The sequence below is a fragment of the Aeromonas sp. AE23HZ002T15 genome (assembly GCF_054165525.2).
In genome coordinates this window covers 4,095,962-4,113,815 of the sequence record NZ_CM201342.1, presented here as the reverse complement: position 1 = coordinate 4,113,815, position 17,854 = coordinate 4,095,962, and the positions used below count along the sequence as shown (strand labels likewise).

The window sequence follows — 17,854 nt, the reverse complement described above, 5'->3', positions numbered from 1 at the left end:
ATGGTCCATTGCGAACAGGGCGGGCCCGAAGGATCTCAAGGCCAGCCACCCCGTTCGTAAACCGGTGACGACCCGGACGGGCGTCACCCAACGACTCCATTGAACACACAGTCGGTTCGCGCACCGGCTGTCAGGTTGCGCCAGCATGCACGATCAGATTTTTGCCGCCCCCATCGCCCAATTGGGGGATTTTTGCTTTGACGAACAGGTCGTCGATGTCTTCCCCGACATGATCCAGCGCTCTGTGCCGGGTTACAGCAACATCATCTCCGCCATCGGCATGATGGCCGCCCGCTACGCCCAGCCCCAGAGCCGCCTCTACGATCTCGGCTGCTCCCTTGGCGCGGCGACCCAGGCGATGCGCCGCCATGTCAACCAGCCGGGCTGCCAGATCACGGCGGTGGATCTCTCCCACCCCATGATAGAGCGCGCCCGCGCCCACCTGTCGGGCTTCAAGTCCGAGGTGCCGGTGGAGCTGGTGGAGGCGGACATCTGCGACATCGCCATCGAGAACGCCTCAGTGGTGGTGCTCAACTTCACCCTGCAGTTCGTCGCCCCCGAGAAACGGGCCGCCCTCATCGCGCGCATCCATGACGGCCTGCGCCCCGGTGGCATCCTCATCCTGAGCGAGAAGTTCCGCTTCGAGGACGAGCAGGTCAACGCCCTGCTCATCGACTTGCATCTGGACTTCAAGCGGGCCAACGGCTACAGCGAGCTGGAGATAAGCCAGAAGCGCACGGCGCTGGAGAACGTGATGCGCACCGACAGCCTGGAGACCCACCGTGCCCGCCTGCGGGACGCCGGTTTCACCCATCAGGATCTCTGGTTCCAGTGCTTCAACTTCGGCTCCATGATTGCCATCAAATCAAGCGACGCCCAGCCATGATCGATTTCGCCAACTTTTATCAACTGATCGCCAAGAACCGGCTGAGCCACTGGCTGCATACCCTGCCCGCCCAGCTGCACGCCTGGCAGCACGACAACCTCCACGGGGATCTGCCGCGCTGGAACCGGGCCCTCAACAAGCTGCCCGTCGTCGCCCCTGGCGAGATCGAGCTCAAGAACCGGGTCGAGATCGGCAGCCTTGAGAGCATGAACGAAGGGGAGCGCAAGAAGACCGAGAGCCTGCTGCGCCACTTCATGCCCTGGCGCAAGGGGCCTTTTACCGTGCACGGCATCCACATCGACACCGAGTGGCGCTCCGACTGGAAGTGGGATCGGGTGCTGCCCCACATCAGCCCGCTCGAAGGGCGTTACGTGCTGGATGTGGGCTGCGGCAGCGGCTACCACCTCTGGCGCATGGTGGGGGAAGGGGCCAGGCTCGCGGTGGGCATCGATCCAAGCCCCCTGTTCCTGTGCCAGTTCGAGGCCATCCGTCACTTCGCCGGGGGCGACAGCCGAGCCCACCTGCTGCCCCTCGGCATCCAGGAGCTGCCGGAGCTGCGCGCCTTCGACACCGTCTTCTCCATGGGGGTGCTCTACCACCGCAAGTCCCCCATCGAGCACATCGAACAGCTGCGCAACCAGTTGAAAGACGATGGGGAGCTGGTGCTGGAGACACTGGTGATCGACGGTGGCGTCAATGACGTCCTGGTGCCCACGGATCGCTACGGCAAGATGCGCAACGTCTGGTTCATCCCCTCGAGCGCTGCCCTCAAACTCTGGGTCGAACGCTGCGGATTCAAGGACGTGCGGATCGTGGACGAGAATATGACCAGCACCGACGAACAGCGTCGTACCGACTGGATGATCAATGAATCCCTGAGCGATTATCTGGATCCCGCCGATCCGGCGCTCACGGTGGAAGGATATCCGGCACCCAAGCGTGCCGTACTGATTGCCAGGAAGGCCAAAGACTAGCCGATGGCGCCTGTGGAAGTTACACTGACCCAATTCCAGGAAGCACAGTTAAATGAATGACATGAAAAGCAAATTAAAAGGAATGACCCTGCTCTCCCTGCTCAGTCTCGGCGGGTGTGTCAGTATGGAGAAAGCGCCCCCGGTTCCGACCCTGACGCTGGCCGACCTTCGCAACGAGATAAGCCTCAGCGAACAACGCCTGCAAACATCCATGGAACAGCAACAGAAGCAGTATGTGCAGCAACAGCACCTGCTGGTTCAGCTCAACACCGATGTCACCAACATGAAAGAGTCCGTGAATAAAGTCGACAGCAAGCTGGCTCAGCTTCCGCCAGAGCCCCCCAAGGCCATACCCATCCCGACCGAGAAGTGCCCGGCGCCGAGCCAGGGTCACACCGTCGATGGCAAGCTGCTGGTGGGTGAAGCCGAGTGGATCTGGGTCGATGCGGCCAACGATGCCTTCCAGGCTCGGGTCGATACCGGCGCCACCACCTCCTCCATCAGCGCTCAGGAGATCACCATCTTCGAGCGCAACGGCAAGAACTGGGTGCGCTTCTTCCTGAGTCATCAGGAGATGGATGACAAGATCCAGATCGAGGCCCCCCTGGTGCGTCACGTTCGCGTCCGTCAGGCCTCCGCCGACGATCTCGACCGTCGCCCCGTGGTACGCCTCGCGGTGCGCATCGGCGATATGACCGAGAAAGCCGAATTTACCCTGAAAGATCGCAGCGACATGACCTTCCCCGTGCTGCTGGGCCGTGAATTCCTTAAAGACATCGCCGTGGTCGATGTGGCCCGCGAATATATCCAACCCAAACCCAAGCTCAAGGATGTGAAATAATTCATGGTCTCCCGCAAGCCGTTCTATCTGCTGGTTGCCCTGCTGTACATTGTCGGCCTGGGTATGACTATCTATCACCACGCCGCGTTGGATGTTCCCCTGACGCCCGGTGAGAAACGTCAGATCTGGTCCATCGAAGCCAAGCTGGAGTTCGAGGCGACCGGTGAGCCCGTCATCGCCTCCCTGGCCATCCCGGGCACCCAGCCCGGTTTCACCCTGATGAACGAGAACGCCGCGAGCCCGGGCTATGGTCTGTCGTTCGTCGAGAAGGACGGGGATGCCCGCGCCGAGTGGTCCATCCGCACCGCCTCCGGTCGTCAGGAGCTCTACTACCGCGTCGACATGATGGCCGATGCCCATGCCAAGCCGGCCGCCAACCCCCAGCCCCCTGCCATCGAGAAGCAGATCGAGAGTGAGCCCTACGCCACCGCGATGAAGCAGATCCTGGAGCGGGCGCAGGAGCGTTCCGCCGACGGCTACACCCTGACTCGCGAGATCATCAAGGAGATCGAGAAGCAGGAACAGAACGCCGAGCTGCTGAAATCCCACAAGACCCGCGCCAACCTCATCGCCGAGCTGCTCAATAACGCCGATGTGCCGGCCCGGGTGGTTCATGCCCTGAACATGGAAGATGGTCGCCGCCGCCAGGAGCTGGTGGACTATCTGCAGGTGTTCAACAGCCCGACCGACTACAAGCTGTTCAACCCGCAGACCGGTGAACAGGGCCAGCCGGCCAACCTGCTGCTGTGGGAATACAACTCAGGCGCCCTGCTGGACGTGACCGGCGGCCACAACTCCCGCGTGACCTTCTCGATGATCGAGCAGGAACAACCGGTGAACGTGGCCCTGGCCCAGAAGTTCGAGAAGTCTGAGATGATGAACTTCTCCATCCACAGCCTGCCCCTGGAAGAGCAAGCCCTGTTCAAGGGGCTGCTGCTGATCCCCATCGGTGTGCTCATGGTGGTGTTCCTGCGAGTCATCGTGGGTATCAAGACCTCGGGGACCTTCATGCCGGTGCTGATCGCGGTGGCCTTCATCCAGACCTCCCTCATCACGGGTCTGGTGGGCTTCCTGCTCATCGTCGGTACCGGCCTCATCATCCGGTCCTACCTCTCAAGACTGAACCTGCTATTGGTGGCCCGAATATCGGCGATCATCATCATGGTGATCTCGATGATCGGCATCTTCTCAGCGCTGGCCTTCAAGCTGGGGCTGACAGACGGCATGAAGATCACCTTCTTCCCGATGATCATCCTCTCCTGGACCATAGAGCGGATGTCCATCCTGTGGGAAGAAGAGGGTCCGAAGGAGGTGGTTCGCCAGGGTGGAGGCTCCCTGCTGGTGGCAGTCATCGCCTACCTGGCCATGGATAACGAGCTCATCCGTCACCTGACCTTCAACTTCCTCGGCCTGCAGCTGGTGCTGATGGCCACCGTGCTGCTGATGGGTAACTACACCGGCTACAAGCTGAGCGAGCTCAAGCGCTTCAAGCCGCTGGTAGACGAGATGAAGTCCGGCGGTACCCCGGGTAAGGACAAGTAACAGATGTGGTTCTGGCAGAAATACACCAGTCCGTGGAGCCTGTCCCAGGCAGGCATCCTCGGCATGAACAAGCGCAACCACTCCTACATCAGCCGCTACAATCCGCGCAGCCTCTACCCGCTGGTGGATGACAAGCTCAAGACCAAGCGCATCGCGCTGGATGCGGGGGTGACGGTGCCCGAGCTCATCGGCACCATCCGCGAACAGCACGACGTGGGGCGGATCACGACCCTGGTCAAGGATTGGCCCGGCTTCTGCATCAAGCCGGCCCGCGGCTCGGGCGGCAAGGGGATCCTGGTGATCCTGCGCCAGGAAGATGGCCTCTTCTACAAGCCGAACGGCAGCGCCAGCAACGGTCAGGATCTGGAGCGTCATGTCTCCAATATCCTGGCAGGCCTCTATTCCCTCGGCGGCAAGCCTGACGTGGCGCTGGTGGAAGGCCTCATCAACTTCGACGACGTGTTCGACGGCTACTCCTTCGAAGGGGTCCCCGATGCCCGGGTGATCATCTTCAAGGGCTTCCCGGTGATGGCCATGATGCGCCTCTCCACCTCGGCCTCGGACGGCAAGGCGAACCTGCACCAGGGCGCCGTGGGGGTGGGTCTGTGCCTGCGTACCGGCCGGGCCCTGCGGGCGGTGCAGTTCGGCAACCCGCTGCGCCATCACCCAGATACCGGCCTGGATCTCTACGAGCTCAAGGTGCCCCACTGGGATACCCTGCTTAACCTGGCGGCCTCCTGCTACGAGATGTCGGGGCTTGGCTACATCGGCACCGACATGGTGCTCGACAAGTTCCGCGGCCCCATGCTGCTGGAACTGAACGCCCGTCCAGGCCTCGCCATCCAGATCGCCAACGGCCGCGGCCTGGTGCCCAACCTCAAGACCATCGAGAAGCTGGGTCAGGTCAAGATGACGGTGGATCAGCGGGTCAACTTCGCCAAGGATCACTTCGGTATCTTCGACGAGTAGCCCAGAGATGCAGTCCATCGTAAAAACGCGCCCAATGGCGCGTTTTTTTATGGCGCTCTCGGGTGAAGAGGCGAGGCACGGCGTCCGATGCGGATCCCCATCACATCCCCTCGCCGGGGCACTTCAACGGCGCGGATGAAGAGGATAAGCTGCCAGAGCCCCTGTACCGGCCTGCCACGGCGCCGCCAGGGGACGCGTTCCACGCCCTGCCAGCAACCAGATTGGCGCCTAATCCCGGCGACAAACCCGTTTGCCGATGGTAGATTAATTAAATCAAATAGATAGCAACTATCGGGTTTCTTTATGCAACGTTGGCCCAGCCTGAAACAGCTGCAATATCTGGTCGCTCTTGACGAGCACAAGAACTTCAACCGCGCCGCCAAGGCCTGCCATGTCAGCCAGTCCACCCTGAGTACCGGGATCCAGACCCTGGAGGACATGATGGGGCTGCAACTGGTGGAGCGGGATCACAAGAGCTTCATCATGACGCCGGTGGGCATGGAGATCGTCGAGCGGGCCCGCCACCTGCTCTCCGACGCCCGGGATCTGATGGAGCTCGGCCAGCAGCAGGGGGGGGTCATGCACGGCACCGTCCGGCTCGGCTGCATCCCCACCATAGCCCCCTTCCTGCTAAGCAAGCTACTGCAGGTATGCGGCAAGGCCTACCCTGAGCTGGAACTGCTGCTGCGGGAAGACACCACCACCAACCTGCTCAAGCAGCTGGAGCAGGGGCAGCTCGATCTGCTGATCCTGGCGCTGCCGGTGGAGATCGGCGGCTTCCACAGCAAGGTGGTGGGCATAGATCCCTTCCACATGGTGATGCCGTCAAATATGGCTGCCACTCTGCACATGCCGTTCGACTACAAGGAGCTGCCCAACCAGAGCATCTTCCTGCTGGAGCGAGAACACTGCCTGACTGAGCATGCGGTGAGCGCCTGCCGGCTGCGGGACAAGAGCAAGATCAACCCCTTCGCCGCCACCAGCCTGCACACCCTGGTGCAGATGGTGGGTGCCGGCCTCGGCACCACCTTCCTGCCCCAGATGGCCATAGATGCCGGCATCCTGGACAACTCGGATCTGGTGGCCATCCCCCTGCCCGGCGAGAAACCCTATCGCGAGATCGGTCTGGTGTGGCGCCCCAGCACCACCAGGGTGCAGACCTTCTACAAGCTGTCGGAGTTGCTGGCACCGCTGATCGCCCCTCCCAAGGAGCTGGCCGAATAGAAATTGCCTGAATGGCACCTTGCTGCCAGTAAAATATCAGCGAAATGCAGCACGTTATGCTATCGATATTCAGGTTACAGGCAGAATGATGTGGCTATGATGAGCCTCGTATCCCATGAAGGAGTCCGGATGCTTCGCACCTCGCTGCTACCTCCCCTCTTGGCCCTGCTGCTGACGGCCTGCTCCAGCACCCCGGAGCCCCAGCCCGTGGCGCCCCGCCAGAGCGGCGCCTTCGATGGCTTCTATCAGCAGTGGCGCGGCGTCCCCTATCGCATGGGGGGCGAGGATCGCGCCGGCCTTGACTGCTCAGCCTTCACCCAGCTCGCCTACAGCCAGGTGCTGGGCTACCAGTTGCCCAGAACCACGGAGTCCCAGGCTAGCCTCGGCCGCCCCGTGGATCGCTACCGCCTGCAGTACGGCGATCTGGTGTTCTTCAAGACCGGCTGGCAGCAGTATCACGTCGGCGTCTACACGGGGGCGGGGGAGTTCATCCACGCCTCCACCAGCAAGGGGGTGATCCGCTCCCGTCTCGACAACGTCTACTGGAACAGCCGCTACTGGCAGGCCCGCCGCCTGACCCAGTGAGGACGCCAGAGAAGCGAACAGGGCCCATTGGGCCCTGTTTTTTATCTGCCTGCCCCCTCAGTGTTTACGGTGCCAGCGGGGCGAGGTGGCCCTCTCCCCCCAGGGGGTGGTGCAGGGCAGCAGGGCCCCCTCTATCACCCCATCACACGCGGCCAGCGCCTCGGCAATTTTCTCATGGAGCAGCCGCAGCAGGTTCTTCTCCTGCCCGGCCAGGGAGTGGCCCGCGGCGAAATACTCCCTCTGGTGTTGCAGCGCCAGCTTCTGGACAAACTCATAGGTGTTGAAACTCTCCGGCATGCGCTCGATCACATCGTCGAGCCTGGCCAACAGGCTGTGTAGTTCCTTGGTCATCGCTGCTCTCCATAAGATAGACACATCAAAACTACCCACTATTAGATATAAACCCAATCCGTACTCCCAAAAATTGTGGCTCAGAGCACAGTTCACGGCCCCTATCCCTCCCCCTGTGAGTGTGCACATCATCAGATATTTACAAATTATCAACATCAGGGTAAATTCAGACCGACTAATCAGTCGGCCACTTTTCGAACGGAGTCTTTCATGGAAGCCATACAGCTGCACGCCACAGAGACCGACAAGTTTGCCCTGCCAGATCGACTGCTTCGCCTCAGGCAGGCCTATCAGGCAGAGCCCATGCCGAGCCTGGATGTGCGCAAGGATAGCCTGCTGCGGCTCAAGCAGGCCCTGCTCGCCCACAAACAAGCCCTCTGCCAGGCCCTGGCCAGCGACTACGGCCGGCGCAGCGACCATGACTCCCTGATCGCCGACATCCTGCCCTGCGTCATGCAGATCAACTACTGCCGCAAGCGCCTGGGCCGCTGGATGAAACCCGAGCGGCGCCACCCCGGGTTGCTGCTGGCGCCGGCCACCGTCGAGGTGCACTACCAGCCCCTCGGCGTGGTGGGCATCATGGTGCCCTGGAACTTCCCCGTGATGCTGAGTCTCGGCCCCCTCATCAGCGCCATCGCCGCCGGCAACCGGGCCATGATCAAGCTCTCCGAGTTCACCCCCCACACCAATGCCGCCCTGCGCACCCTGCTGGCCGAGGTGTTCGATGAAGATCAGGTGCTCGTCATCGAGGGGGATGCCGAGGTGGCGGCGGCCTTCAGCACCCTGCCCTTCGATCACCTGCTGTTCACCGGCTCGACCGCTGTGGGCCGCCAGGTAATGGCGGCGGCGGCCCCCCAGCTCACGCCGCTGACCCTGGAGCTCGGCGGCAAGAGCCCCTGCCTCGTCGCCCCCGACATGCCTCTGGCCCTGGCGGTGGAGCGGATGATCTTCGGCAAGAGCCTCAACGCCGGCCAGATCTGCGTGGCCCCGGACTATGTGCTGCTGCCCTGCGGTCAGGAGCAGGCCTTCATCGACGCCTACCGGCGCCACTTCACTCGCCTCTATCCCAAGGGGGTGGCGAGCCCGGACTACGGCGCCATCATCAACGAGCGCCAGTACCAGCGCCTCACCGCCTGGCTGGCGGAGGCCGAGCAGGCGGGCGCCCAGCTGCACCCTTGCGCCTCGCCGGCCCGGGATGACGGCAGCCGGCGGCTGGTTCCCCACCTGCTGACCGAGGTGCCTGAGCACTGCCAGCTGATGCAGCAGGAGATCTTCGGCCCCCTGCTGCCCCTCATCCCCTACGACGATCTGGACCAGGCGCTGGCCTATATCGCCGCCCGCCCTCGCCCGCTTGCTCTCTATCTGATGACGCTGGATCCGGCGCTGCAGGCCCGCGTCATTCGGGAGACCCACGCCGGCGGCATGGCCATCAACGAGAGCCTGTTCCAGGTGGCGGCGGACGACGCCCCCTTCGGCGGCATCGGCCCCTCCGGCATGGGTCACTATCACGGCCACGAGGGGTTCCTCACCTTCTCCAAGGCAAAGACGGTGCTGCGCCGGGGCAAATTCAACCCGGGAGCCTTGGTTCACCCCCCCTATGGCCGCTGGTATCAGCGACTGATGATGGCCCTGTTTCTGCGCTAGGAGTTCCCATGACAGACAAACGCCGCCAGATCCTGGAAGCCGCCCTGACCCTGTGCGCCGAAGATGGCCTGCAGGGGGCCGCCACCGCCCGGATCGCCAAGGCTGCCGGGGTGGCCAACGGCACCCTGTTTCACCATTTCCCGAGCAAGGAGGTGCTGATCCAGCAGCTCTATCAGGACATCAAACAGCGCCTCGGGGCCGCCATCAGCGAGGCGGAGCCTGCCCTGCCCCTCAGGGAGCAGGCCCGCCATTACTGGGGCCAGGCCATGGTCTGGATGATCGAACATCCTTATGAGCTCAAGTTCGTGCTGGATTTCTTCCACTCCCCCCTGCTCGCACGCCCCCTGCGCAGCCAGATCTTGAGTGACACCCTGCGCTTCCTGCCCCGGCTGCTGGCCCGGGGTCAGGCCGACGGCGCCCTGCATCCCGTTCCCCCCGAGCTGATGCTGGAGGTGTGCCAGAGCCAGTTCCTGGCCTGCGCCTCCCTCTTCGTCGACCGGCCCGAGCTTGGGCGAGACGCCGACTGGCAGGAGGGCGCCTTCACCCTGTTCTGGTCCGCCATCGCGAGGAGTGCCCATGACGCTGGATAAGCTGCGTTCAACCGGCCACCGTCTCTGGAGTCTCAGCCTGCTCTGGGTGCTGGGCCGCACCCTGTGCCGGGCCGCCCGCATCGATGAATCGGTGCGCCGCGAGCTCTCCCCCCTGGCCGACGGCACCTGCATCCGGCTGGAGATAAACGGCTACCGGCGGGGACTGAACCTCCACAAGCAGGATGGCCGCTGGCGCTGCGGCGCCCCGTCCCGGGCGGTGCATCCGCTGCGGGTATCTTTCAAACACCCGGCCATCGCTTTTCGGGCCCTGAGCTTTCGCCTCGGGATCAATCAGGCCTTCTGCGAGAACCGCCTGCTGGTGGAGGGAGATCTCACCACCGCCATGCACCTGGTGCGGGCCATCGAGCAGTTGCAGGCCCTGATCCTGCCCGCCTTCATCGCCAGGCCCCTGATGCGCCACTATCCGGATCCCGTCGACAAGGCCGTGCGGGCCGGCCGCATCTATCTCGGGCTGCTGACGGGCTGAATGCCCCGTCCGCCACGTTCTACTCGCTCAGACACAGGGAGTCACCCATGAGCCGATACTACGATTTCTTCTGCCCGGTCAAAGTGCTGGCCGGGGAACAGGCGCTGGAACAGGTCGCCAGCGAATTGATAGCCCTCGGGGCATCGCGCCCCCTGCTGCTCACCGACAAGGGGGTCAGCGGCAGCGGGCTGGCGACCCTGGTGCAGGGTCTGCTAGCCGAGGGGGGTCTGCCGGTGGCGGCCTGCTGGGACGAGATCCCCGCCGATTCCTCCACCGCCGTGGTGGAGCAGATAGCCGTGCGCTATCGCACCCTAGGCTGCGACAGCCTGGTGGCGCTGGGAGGCGGCTCCGTCATCGACACCGCCAAGGCCGTCAACATCCTCGCCACCCTGGGGGGCAACAACCTGATGGCGCACGCCGGGGCCGGCAGCCTAACCCGCCCCCTCAATCCGCTGGCGCGTGGTACCGACCACCTCGGGCACAGGCTCCGAGGTGACCCTGGTGGCGGTGATCCGGGACGAGCACAGCGGACGCAAGGTGCCCTTCACCTCCCCCTTCCTGCTGCCCCAGCTGGCTGTGCTGGATCCCCGCCTCACCCAGGGGCTACCACTGCCCATCACGGCCGCCACCGCCATGGATGCCATGACCCACGCCATCGAGGCCTTCATCGGCAACGGCAAGAACCCGGTGAGCGATGCCCTCGCCCTGGGGGCGGTGGAGAAGATAGCGGATGCCCTACCGAAGGTATTGGGATCCCCCCAGGACAAGGGGCTGCGGCTGCAACTGGCGGAAGGCTCGACCCTGGCGGGCATGGCATTCTCCAACTCCATGGTGGGGCTGGTCCATGCCCTAGGCCACAGCCTGGGGGCCCGCTGCCACCTGCCCCACGGTCTGTGCATGAACCTCTTCCTGCCTGCCGTGCTGGACTACAACAGACCGGAAATAGATGAGGAGCTCGCCCGCCTGCTGCTGCCGCTGGTGGGGGCTGAGCGCTTCGCGGCGACACCTGCCACCCTGCGGCCCCAGGCCTGCCTGGATGCCATCAACAGCCTGCGCGACACCCTGTGGGAAGAGGTGAGGCTGCCGCGCACCCTGGCGGAGGCCGGCGTCACCGACCGCTCCCTGCTCGTGGAGATACGGGATCTCGCCATCGACGATGGCGCTCTGCTCTACAACCGCAAGGATGCCGACAGGGAACAGCTGCTGGCCCTGCTGGAGCAGGTGTGGGAATAAAAAGGGGGAAAATAGCGATGATCAGGGGGATAGGGCCGGCCTGATCCCCCATCGAATGCAGCCCGGGCTCGTGCCCCTCAACTGCTGAACACCCCGGTGGAGAGGTAGCGATCCCCCCGATCGCAGATGATGGCGACCACCACCCCGCGATCCAGGCTGGCCGCCACCCGCAGAGCCCCCGCCACGGCGCCCCCTGAGCTGACTCCGCAGCAGATCCCCTCTTCCCGCGCCAGGCGGCGCATCATGGCCAGGGATTCTTCCAGCGTCACGTCCAGCACCCGATCGACTCGCGCCGGCTCGAAGATAGTAGGCAGATAGGCGGCGGGCCAGCGCCGGATGCCGGGGATCTGGCTCCCTTCCGCCGGTTGCAGGCCGACGACCTCGATGGCGGGGTTCCGCTCCTTGAGATAACTGGAAACCCCCATGATGGTGCCCGTGGTGCCCATGGCGGAGACGAAGTGAGTGACCGCCCCCTCGCTCTGGTGCCAGATCTCGGGGCCGGTCGACAGATAGTGGGCATCCGGGTTGGCCGGATTGTTGAACTGATCGAGCACCAGCCCCTCTCCGCGCGCCTGCATGGCCAGGGCGAGATCCCGCGCCCCTTCCATGCCATCGTCCACCAGCACCAGCTCGGCGCCGTAGGCCTGCATGGCGTCGCGCCGCTCCTGGCTCATGTTGCTGGGCATGATGAGCCGCATCCGGTAGCCCCGGGCGGCCGCCACCATGGCGAGTGCTATGCCGGTGTTGCCCGAGGTGGCCTCGATCAGGGTGTCGCCGGGGCGCAAGTGACCACTCACCTCAGCCGCCTTGATGAGGTTCAGGGCCGGCCTGTCCTTGACCGAGCCGGCGGGGTTGTTGCCCTCCAGCTTCACCAGCAGGGTGACCCCCGGGTGGGGATTGATGCGCTGCAACCGCAGCAGCGGGGTATTGCCGATCAAACTCTCCAGGGTGGCAAAGGCCATAGGGGATCCATCCTCTGTTAACTGTTCTATACCTTGGCTTATCAGCCCCTTGGCTCGCGGCCGCGGACCGGCGGCCAGTGTAAGCGAGCGGGATGGATAGTCAAAGCGGGCGATCAGCAGACGGGCACAGGCCGACAGCGCGGTTGGCAAAAGCCCCCCGGCATGTTCTCATCACCCTTGTCACAGTTCGAGGAGCCACCATGAGCGAGATCCTTCATCAGACCGATGAGCATCAATTCGTCAGCCTTGTCGACGGCAAACTCTCCCGCCTCGCCTACCGACCGCTGGATGCGGGCACGGTCGAGGCTTACAGCACCCAGGTGCCAAGCGAGCTGCGGGGACAAGGGATAGCCGACCAGCTGGCCCGCGCCTTCTACGACTGGAGCCAGGAGAAGGGGCTGACCATAGTGCCCAGCTGCAGCTATATCGAGGTCTGGCTGCGCCGCAATGCCAAGTGATACCCAGACCCAGCAAGATATGCACCTGCAGGCACGGACCGAGACCTTGCTGCGGGCCGATCCGCTGCGGATGGATTGCCTGCGGGCGGCGCGGGATCTGGCCCTGCCGGACTGGGCACTCGGCGCCGGGTTTGTGCGAAACCTCATCTGGGATCACCTGCACCAGAAAACCGCCTCTACCCCGCTCAACGATGTGGATCTCATCTATCTGGACAAGAGTGATCCGGATGGGTTGGCGGAGGCCGATCACGAGGCCTGGCTCAGCGCCCGGTTGCCCGATCAGCGCTGGGAGGTGCGCAACCAGGCCCGCATGCATCTGCGACAACGGGTTCCTCCATTCGGGAGTAGCCAGGAGGCCCTCAGCCACTGGGTAGAGTTGCCCACCTGCATCGGCGTCAGGCTGCTGGCCGATGACGGGTTCCAGTGGCTGGCCCCCTACGGCTTTGAGCACAACTGGTCGCTGCGAGTGCTCGCCAACCCCAGATGCCGCCAGGATAGCCAGGTGTTCGTGGACCGCATCCAGAAGAAGGGCTGGCAGTCGCTCTGGCCCGACCTTGAGGTCCTGTGGCCATAGGCCGTTGCAATGCCCATGCATGCTTGGGCAAACTACCAAAAGTTGTTTATAACTCAATGGGTTAAATAATGCGCGAATTCTTCTCTCTCGAACGCTGGCTGCCGGGCCTCGCCGCCCTGCTGCAATATCAGCGGGCCTGGCTGGTGCCGGACCTTCGCGCCGGCCTGTCGGTGGCCGCCGTGGCGCTGCCCGTGGCCATCGCCTATTCCGAACTCGCCGGGGTCGGTGCCATCGTCGGCCTCTACTCCTGCATCCTGCCCATGCTGGTCTACGCCCTGTTCGGTACCTCACGCCAGCTCATCGTCGGCCCGGACGCCGCCACCTGCGCCGTCATCGCCGCCGTGGTGACCCCCCTCGCCGCCGGGGATGCCTCCCGCCACTGGCAGTTGGTGATGACCATGACCGCCATGACCGGCTTCTGGTGCCTCATCGCCAGCCGCTTCAAGCTGGGGGTGCTGGCGGACTTTCTCTCCCGCCCCATCCTGATGGGGCTGCTCAACGGGGTGGCCATCACCATCATGGTGGGCCAGCTCTCCAAGATCTTCGGCTTCACCTTCAGCGAACGCTACCTCATCGAGCGGATCCTGAATGGCACCAACTACATCACCCAGACCCATCTGCCCACCCTGGCCATGAGTCTGACGGCCCTGCTCACCCTGCTGCTGGCCAAGCGCTACAGGCCGGCCTGGCCCTCCTCCATGGTGGCCATGGTGGTGACCGCGGCCCTGGTGTGGGCCTTCGACCTCGGCCGCTTCGACATCGCCACCCTGGGGGCCATCGGCTCCGGCCTGCCCACCTTCCAGATGCCGGAGTTTCCCCCCGGCCTGATGCGTGAACTCGTGCTACCCGCCCTCAACCTCGCCATGGTGAGCTTCGTCTCCATGATGCTGACTGCCCGCAGCTTCGCCGCCAAAAACGGCTACGAGATCGATGCGGACAAGGAGTTTCGGGCCCTCGGCATGGCGAACCTCGCCGCCGCCGCCTCCCAGGGCTTTGCCATCAGCGGCGCGGATTCACGTACCGCGGTCAACGACGCCAACGGCGGCAAGAGTCAGCTGGTCTCCATCATAGCCGCCGCCGTCATCGCCCTGGTGACCTTCTACCTGACGTCGCCGCTGCAATACATCCCCACCGCCGCCCTCGGGGTGGTGCTGGTGATGGCGTCCCTGTCCCTGACCGATTTTCGCGGCCTCTGGGCCCTGCGCAACTCCGACCGCTCCGCCTTCTGGCTGGCCCTCATCACCTTCATCAGCGTGCTGGCCATGGGGGTGATCCCGGGCATCACCCTCGCAGTCTTGCTGGGCCTGTTCCAGTTCCTGCGCAACGTGATGCGCCCCACGGATCAGCTGCTCGGCATGGACGACGAGGGGGTGGTGCGCACCCTGGGGGACAACGAGCAGGCCAAGGCCATCCCCGGCATCCTGGTCTACCGCTTCAACTCTCCGCTTACCTACTTCAACGCCCCCTACTTCAAGCGGCGGGTGCTGGCGCTGCTGGTGCAGGATCCCCGCAGTCCCAAGTGCCTGGTGATCGACGCCGTCGCCTGCTTCACCCATCAGGACATCAGCGTGATGAGCATGGTGGGGGAACTGCACAAGGATTTGAAGCGGCGCGGTATCCACATGGTGATGGCCGGTCGTCACGGCCAGATGACCCACTGGTTGCAGCAGGCGGGGATCCGGGTCGGCGAGGAGGGCATCGTCATCTGCCCCGACATGTACCAGGCCCTGCGTCTGACCCGCTGTTACCGGGAGCCTGTGTTCAAGGATGACGAGGCAGAGCAGGCGGTCCCGGACAGCCAGAGTCCCTCCTGGCCCCGGGATGAGGTGCTGCCGGACTCGGCACGCCTCACCCTGCCCTCGGAGCAGGAGGCCGGCGCAACCCCTGCCTAACATCGGGTCCGGTCATCCCGTTTCACACGGGATCGGGATGACCGGAACATACATTGCACCCCGATGGCTCTTGGTGTTAAATGCCCGTCCAGATGGCACTGACGAGTGCCATCCTCCCTATTTGGATATGCCATGCAGACTCAATCCCACGCAGGCCCGGGCACCCTCTTCGCCCTGACCTGGCCACTGTTCATCGATCTCGCCCTGCACTTTCTGACCGGGGCCCTCAATACCTTCATGGTGGGACACGTCTCCTATCAGGGGGTGGCGGCCCTTGCAGTCGGCAACCAGGTGTTCGATCTCGCCATCACATTGTTCAGCTTCGTCAGCATCGGCACCAGCGTGGTTATCACCCAGTATCTGGGGGCGGGGAACAAGGAACAAGCCCGGGTAGTCATCCACACCGCCATCGGCTTCAACCTGCTGGTGGGGCTGGTGGCCGCGGTCGGCGTCATGGCTGGCGCTAGCACCATGCTGGCCCTGATGAACCTGCCCGCCAACCTGATGGGGGATGCAACTCTTTACCTGCAGATCATCGGTCTGTGCCTGCTGCCGGAGGCGGCGGCGCTCTGCCTGGCCGCCACCCTGCGTGCCCACGGTCACACCCGTCAGGCCATGTACGTGACCCTGATCGTCAACCTCATCACCTTCGTCGGCAACCTGCTGCTGCTCTACGGCTGGTTCGGCCTGCCCCAGCTCGGGGTGGCCGGGGTCGCCATCAGCACGGTCGCGGGGCGTATCGTCGGCGTGGTATTGCTGGTATGGCTGGTGACCCGCAAGACCGGCATCAAGCTGCGTCTGCCTGAGATAGTGCGACCCAGCAAGGCCATGCTGGACAAGGTACTGCACATAGGCCTGCCGGCGGCGGGGGAGAACCTCTCCTGGATGCTGCAGTTCATGGTGGTGACGGCCTTCGTCGGCCTGCTCGGCGACAAGGCCCTGGCGACCCAGTCCTACTTCTTCCAGATCTGCCTGTTCATCCTGCTGTTCGGCCTCTCCATCGGCCTTGGCAACGAGATCATCATCGGCCATCTGGCGGGGGCCCGCCGCTTCGAGCAGGCCTACAAGCAGTTGCTCAAGAGCCTCAAGCTCGGCCTTATCGTGACGACCCTGATCGCCATCGCCGCGGCGCTGAACGGGCGGACCATCATCAGTCTGTTCACCGACGATCCCGACATCATCACCCAGGTCGCCCAGCTGTTCTTGATAAGCCTCATCCTCGAACCCGGCCGCACCTTCAACCTGGTGGTGATCAACGCCCTGCGCGCCACCGGGGATGCCCGTTTCCCGCTCTACATGGCGCTCGTCTCCATGTGGGGAATTGCCGTTCCGCTCGCCTATTTCCTTGGTATCGTGCAAGGTTATGGTCTGGTCGGCATCTGGCTGGCCCTTGCCTGCGATGAGTGGGTGCGCGGCCTGGCCATGTTCTGGCGCTGGCGCAGTCGCCGCTGGCAAAACAAAATCCTTGTCGAAACATCTGTGGAATCATAAGCGGAATCATGATGAAGAAAATCGGACTCTTGTTGGCTGCTCTCCTGCTCAGCCCTCTGGCCATGGCGCAAACCGCACCGGCCGCGCCCAAGGCATCTGCCCCCAAAATCTGGTATGTGGCCCCCATCGCCATCGATGAGACCAGCGAGGCGCAAAAGGCGCTGACCAAGGAATTCATGGCCCAGATGATCAAGACCATCAAGATCAACGAGTATCAGACCGGCAAGGCGGTGGGCAAGACCAAGGATCCCAAGTGGCTGATCCGCACCAAGCTGCTGCCTGCCAGCACAGAGCCCCTGGTGGGCAAGAAGCATCCCCAGGGCCTCACCTACGGCAAGGGCATTCCTACCCAGGAGATAGTCGGCGAACTCATCATGAACGGCACCCTGGTGGCTCATGTGGGTCAGGGCTGGCGCGAGCCCATAGTCCCCGGCACTCCGGTGGCGGAGAAGATCACCATCGCCAACTACCAGTACGCCATCGGCAACGAGGCCAAGGCGCCGGATCTGGAAGAGCTGGCGGCGCAGATAGGTTTCGAAGTGGGCAAGGTGATCGCCCGTGACGGCCAGCCACTGCCCGAGAAGAAAAAGAAGAAGGAATAAACGCCACCGGCGTTATTCAAAAGGGGCCGCAGGCCCCTTTTTGCTGCCCGCCCGGCGGCCTCTCACCCGTCATCAGGCTGCGAAGTTGTGATCCCGCTGGCAGTTTTCGGACTCTCTGCCTACTGAGAACCGGCTTATCAGCTTGCGATTCAATCAGTTAAAAAACCCCTTACGGGGAGAGCAAATCATTGGCCCCGAATATGAGTTGGATCACATTTCTGCGGCGAGCTTAGGGGTAGTTTGAAGGTCAAGGCACAATCAAACAGCAAAAAGGAGGCTGCATTACATGTTCCCAGAGTACAGAGAACTCATCTCGAAACTGAAGAGCAGTGATGTCCATTTCCAGCAGAAGTTTGACTTGCACAACGACCTGGATGCGGAGATTAGAAAACTGGAGAAGCATCACGCCAGCGATTACAGCTCCGAGGTGAAGGATCTGAAAAAACAGAAACTTAAACTGAAAGAGGAGATATACGACATCCTCAAACAACATCCACACTAGACGCCTCGACGAATGCACGGATAAGCAACTTATCCCCCAGCCCGGCC

18 protein-coding genes and 1 pseudogene are annotated in these 17,854 nt (G+C 63.3%); 17 read left to right on the top strand and 2 right to left on the bottom strand.

The window, feature by feature from the left end; all coding sequences use genetic code 11:
• The first annotated feature begins 145 nt into the window (after positions 1-145).
• The 7 genes from cmoA (at position 146) to ACT5M9_RS19255 (ending at position 7,021) form a co-directional block, all read left to right on the top strand.
• The gene (gene cmoA / locus ACT5M9_RS19285) at positions 146-886 is read left to right on the top strand and encodes a carboxy-S-adenosyl-L-methionine synthase CmoA (protein ID WP_371157288.1); all 741 of its coding nucleotides are present in this window, start codon (positions 146-148) and stop codon (positions 884-886) included.
• Positions 883-1,860, top strand: a complete 978-nt coding sequence (cmoB, locus tag ACT5M9_RS19280; protein ID WP_457979572.1) for a tRNA 5-methoxyuridine(34)/uridine 5-oxyacetic acid(34) synthase CmoB — start codon at positions 883-885, stop codon at positions 1,858-1,860. The genes cmoA and cmoB overlap by 4 nt, the downstream gene beginning before the upstream one ends.
• A gap of 52 nt (positions 1,861-1,912) precedes the next feature.
• Positions 1,913-2,701, top strand: coding sequence for an ATP-dependent zinc protease family protein (locus ACT5M9_RS19275; RefSeq protein ID WP_457979574.1), 789 nt, complete (start codon positions 1,913-1,915; stop codon positions 2,699-2,701).
• Positions 2,702-2,704: 3 nt separating this feature from the next.
• Positions 2,705-4,243 carry an inactive transglutaminase family protein gene (locus ACT5M9_RS19270; RefSeq protein WP_438549952.1) on the top strand — a complete coding sequence of 513 codons (1,539 nt, stop codon included), beginning with the start codon at positions 2,705-2,707 and terminating at the stop codon, positions 4,241-4,243.
• Between the two features lie 3 nt (positions 4,244-4,246).
• On the top strand, positions 4,247-5,212 hold the full coding sequence (locus ACT5M9_RS19265) for an alpha-L-glutamate ligase-like protein (RefSeq protein WP_438549953.1): 966 nt from the start codon (positions 4,247-4,249) through the stop codon (positions 5,210-5,212).
• 303 nt (positions 5,213-5,515) lie between these two features.
• Positions 5,516-6,436 (top strand): hydrogen peroxide-inducible genes activator, encoded by a 921-nt coding sequence (locus tag ACT5M9_RS19260; protein ID WP_457979576.1) that lies wholly within the window; start codon positions 5,516-5,518, stop codon positions 6,434-6,436.
• Between the two features lie 129 nt (positions 6,437-6,565).
• Entirely contained in the window at positions 6,566-7,021 is a 456-nt protein-coding gene (locus tag ACT5M9_RS19255) for a C40 family peptidase (protein WP_438549955.1), read from the top strand.
• A gap of 57 nt (positions 7,022-7,078) precedes the next feature.
• On the opposite strand, the gene ACT5M9_RS19250 is transcribed toward ACT5M9_RS19255, so the two are convergent.
• A complete protein-coding gene (locus tag ACT5M9_RS19250) occupies positions 7,079-7,372 on the bottom strand; it encodes a hypothetical protein (protein WP_457979578.1) in 294 nt (97 codons plus the stop codon).
• Positions 7,373-7,582: 210 nt separating this feature from the next.
• Between ACT5M9_RS19250 and ACT5M9_RS19245 the strand changes: the two genes are divergently transcribed.
• From ACT5M9_RS19245 to ACT5M9_RS19230, 4 genes and pseudogenes are all read left to right on the top strand, one after another.
• Positions 7,583-9,016 (top strand): coniferyl aldehyde dehydrogenase, encoded by a 1,434-nt coding sequence (locus ACT5M9_RS19245; RefSeq protein WP_457979580.1) that lies wholly within the window; start codon positions 7,583-7,585, stop codon positions 9,014-9,016.
• 8 nt (positions 9,017-9,024) lie between these two features.
• The gene (locus tag ACT5M9_RS19240; protein WP_438549958.1) at positions 9,025-9,606 is read left to right on the top strand and encodes a TetR/AcrR family transcriptional regulator; all 582 of its coding nucleotides are present in this window, start codon (positions 9,025-9,027) and stop codon (positions 9,604-9,606) included.
• Complete coding sequence (locus ACT5M9_RS19235; RefSeq protein WP_457979582.1) at positions 9,593-10,093, top strand: hypothetical protein; 501 nt, start codon at positions 9,593-9,595, stop codon at positions 10,091-10,093. Before ACT5M9_RS19240 ends, ACT5M9_RS19235 begins: the two co-directional genes overlap by 14 nt.
• 47 nt (positions 10,094-10,140) lie before the next feature.
• Positions 10,141-11,326: pseudogene (locus ACT5M9_RS19230) on the top strand (iron-containing alcohol dehydrogenase).
• A 77-nt stretch (positions 11,327-11,403) separates the two neighbouring features.
• Here the strand turns inward: ACT5M9_RS19230 and cysM are convergent.
• A complete protein-coding gene (cysM, locus tag ACT5M9_RS19225; RefSeq protein WP_457979584.1) occupies positions 11,404-12,288 on the bottom strand; it encodes a cysteine synthase CysM in 885 nt (294 codons plus the stop codon).
• A 200-nt stretch (positions 12,289-12,488) separates the two neighbouring features.
• On the opposite strand from cysM, the gene ACT5M9_RS19220 reads away from it, so the two are divergent.
• From ACT5M9_RS19220 to ACT5M9_RS19195, 6 genes are all read left to right on the top strand, one after another.
• Positions 12,489-12,746: a GNAT family N-acetyltransferase gene (locus tag ACT5M9_RS19220; protein WP_457979586.1), complete on the top strand. Its 258-nt coding sequence runs from the start codon at positions 12,489-12,491 to the stop codon at positions 12,744-12,746.
• Entirely contained in the window at positions 12,736-13,320 is a 585-nt protein-coding gene (locus ACT5M9_RS19215; protein WP_457979588.1) for a nucleotidyltransferase family protein, read from the top strand. The genes ACT5M9_RS19220 and ACT5M9_RS19215 overlap by 11 nt, the downstream gene beginning before the upstream one ends.
• Before the next feature lie 68 nt (positions 13,321-13,388).
• Positions 13,389-15,212, top strand: coding sequence for a SulP family inorganic anion transporter (locus tag ACT5M9_RS19210; protein WP_457979590.1), 1,824 nt, complete (start codon positions 13,389-13,391; stop codon positions 15,210-15,212).
• 132 nt (positions 15,213-15,344) lie between these two features.
• Positions 15,345-16,703, top strand: coding sequence for an MATE family efflux transporter (locus ACT5M9_RS19205; protein ID WP_100860417.1), 1,359 nt, complete (start codon positions 15,345-15,347; stop codon positions 16,701-16,703).
• 11 nt (positions 16,704-16,714) lie between these two features.
• Complete coding sequence (locus tag ACT5M9_RS19200; RefSeq protein ID WP_332501327.1) at positions 16,715-17,305, top strand: hypothetical protein; 591 nt, start codon at positions 16,715-16,717, stop codon at positions 17,303-17,305.
• A 286-nt stretch (positions 17,306-17,591) separates the two neighbouring features.
• A complete protein-coding gene (locus ACT5M9_RS19195) occupies positions 17,592-17,807 on the top strand; it encodes an HP1242/YdcH family protein (RefSeq protein WP_438549966.1) in 216 nt (71 codons plus the stop codon).
• Positions 17,808-17,854 lie beyond the last annotated feature (47 nt).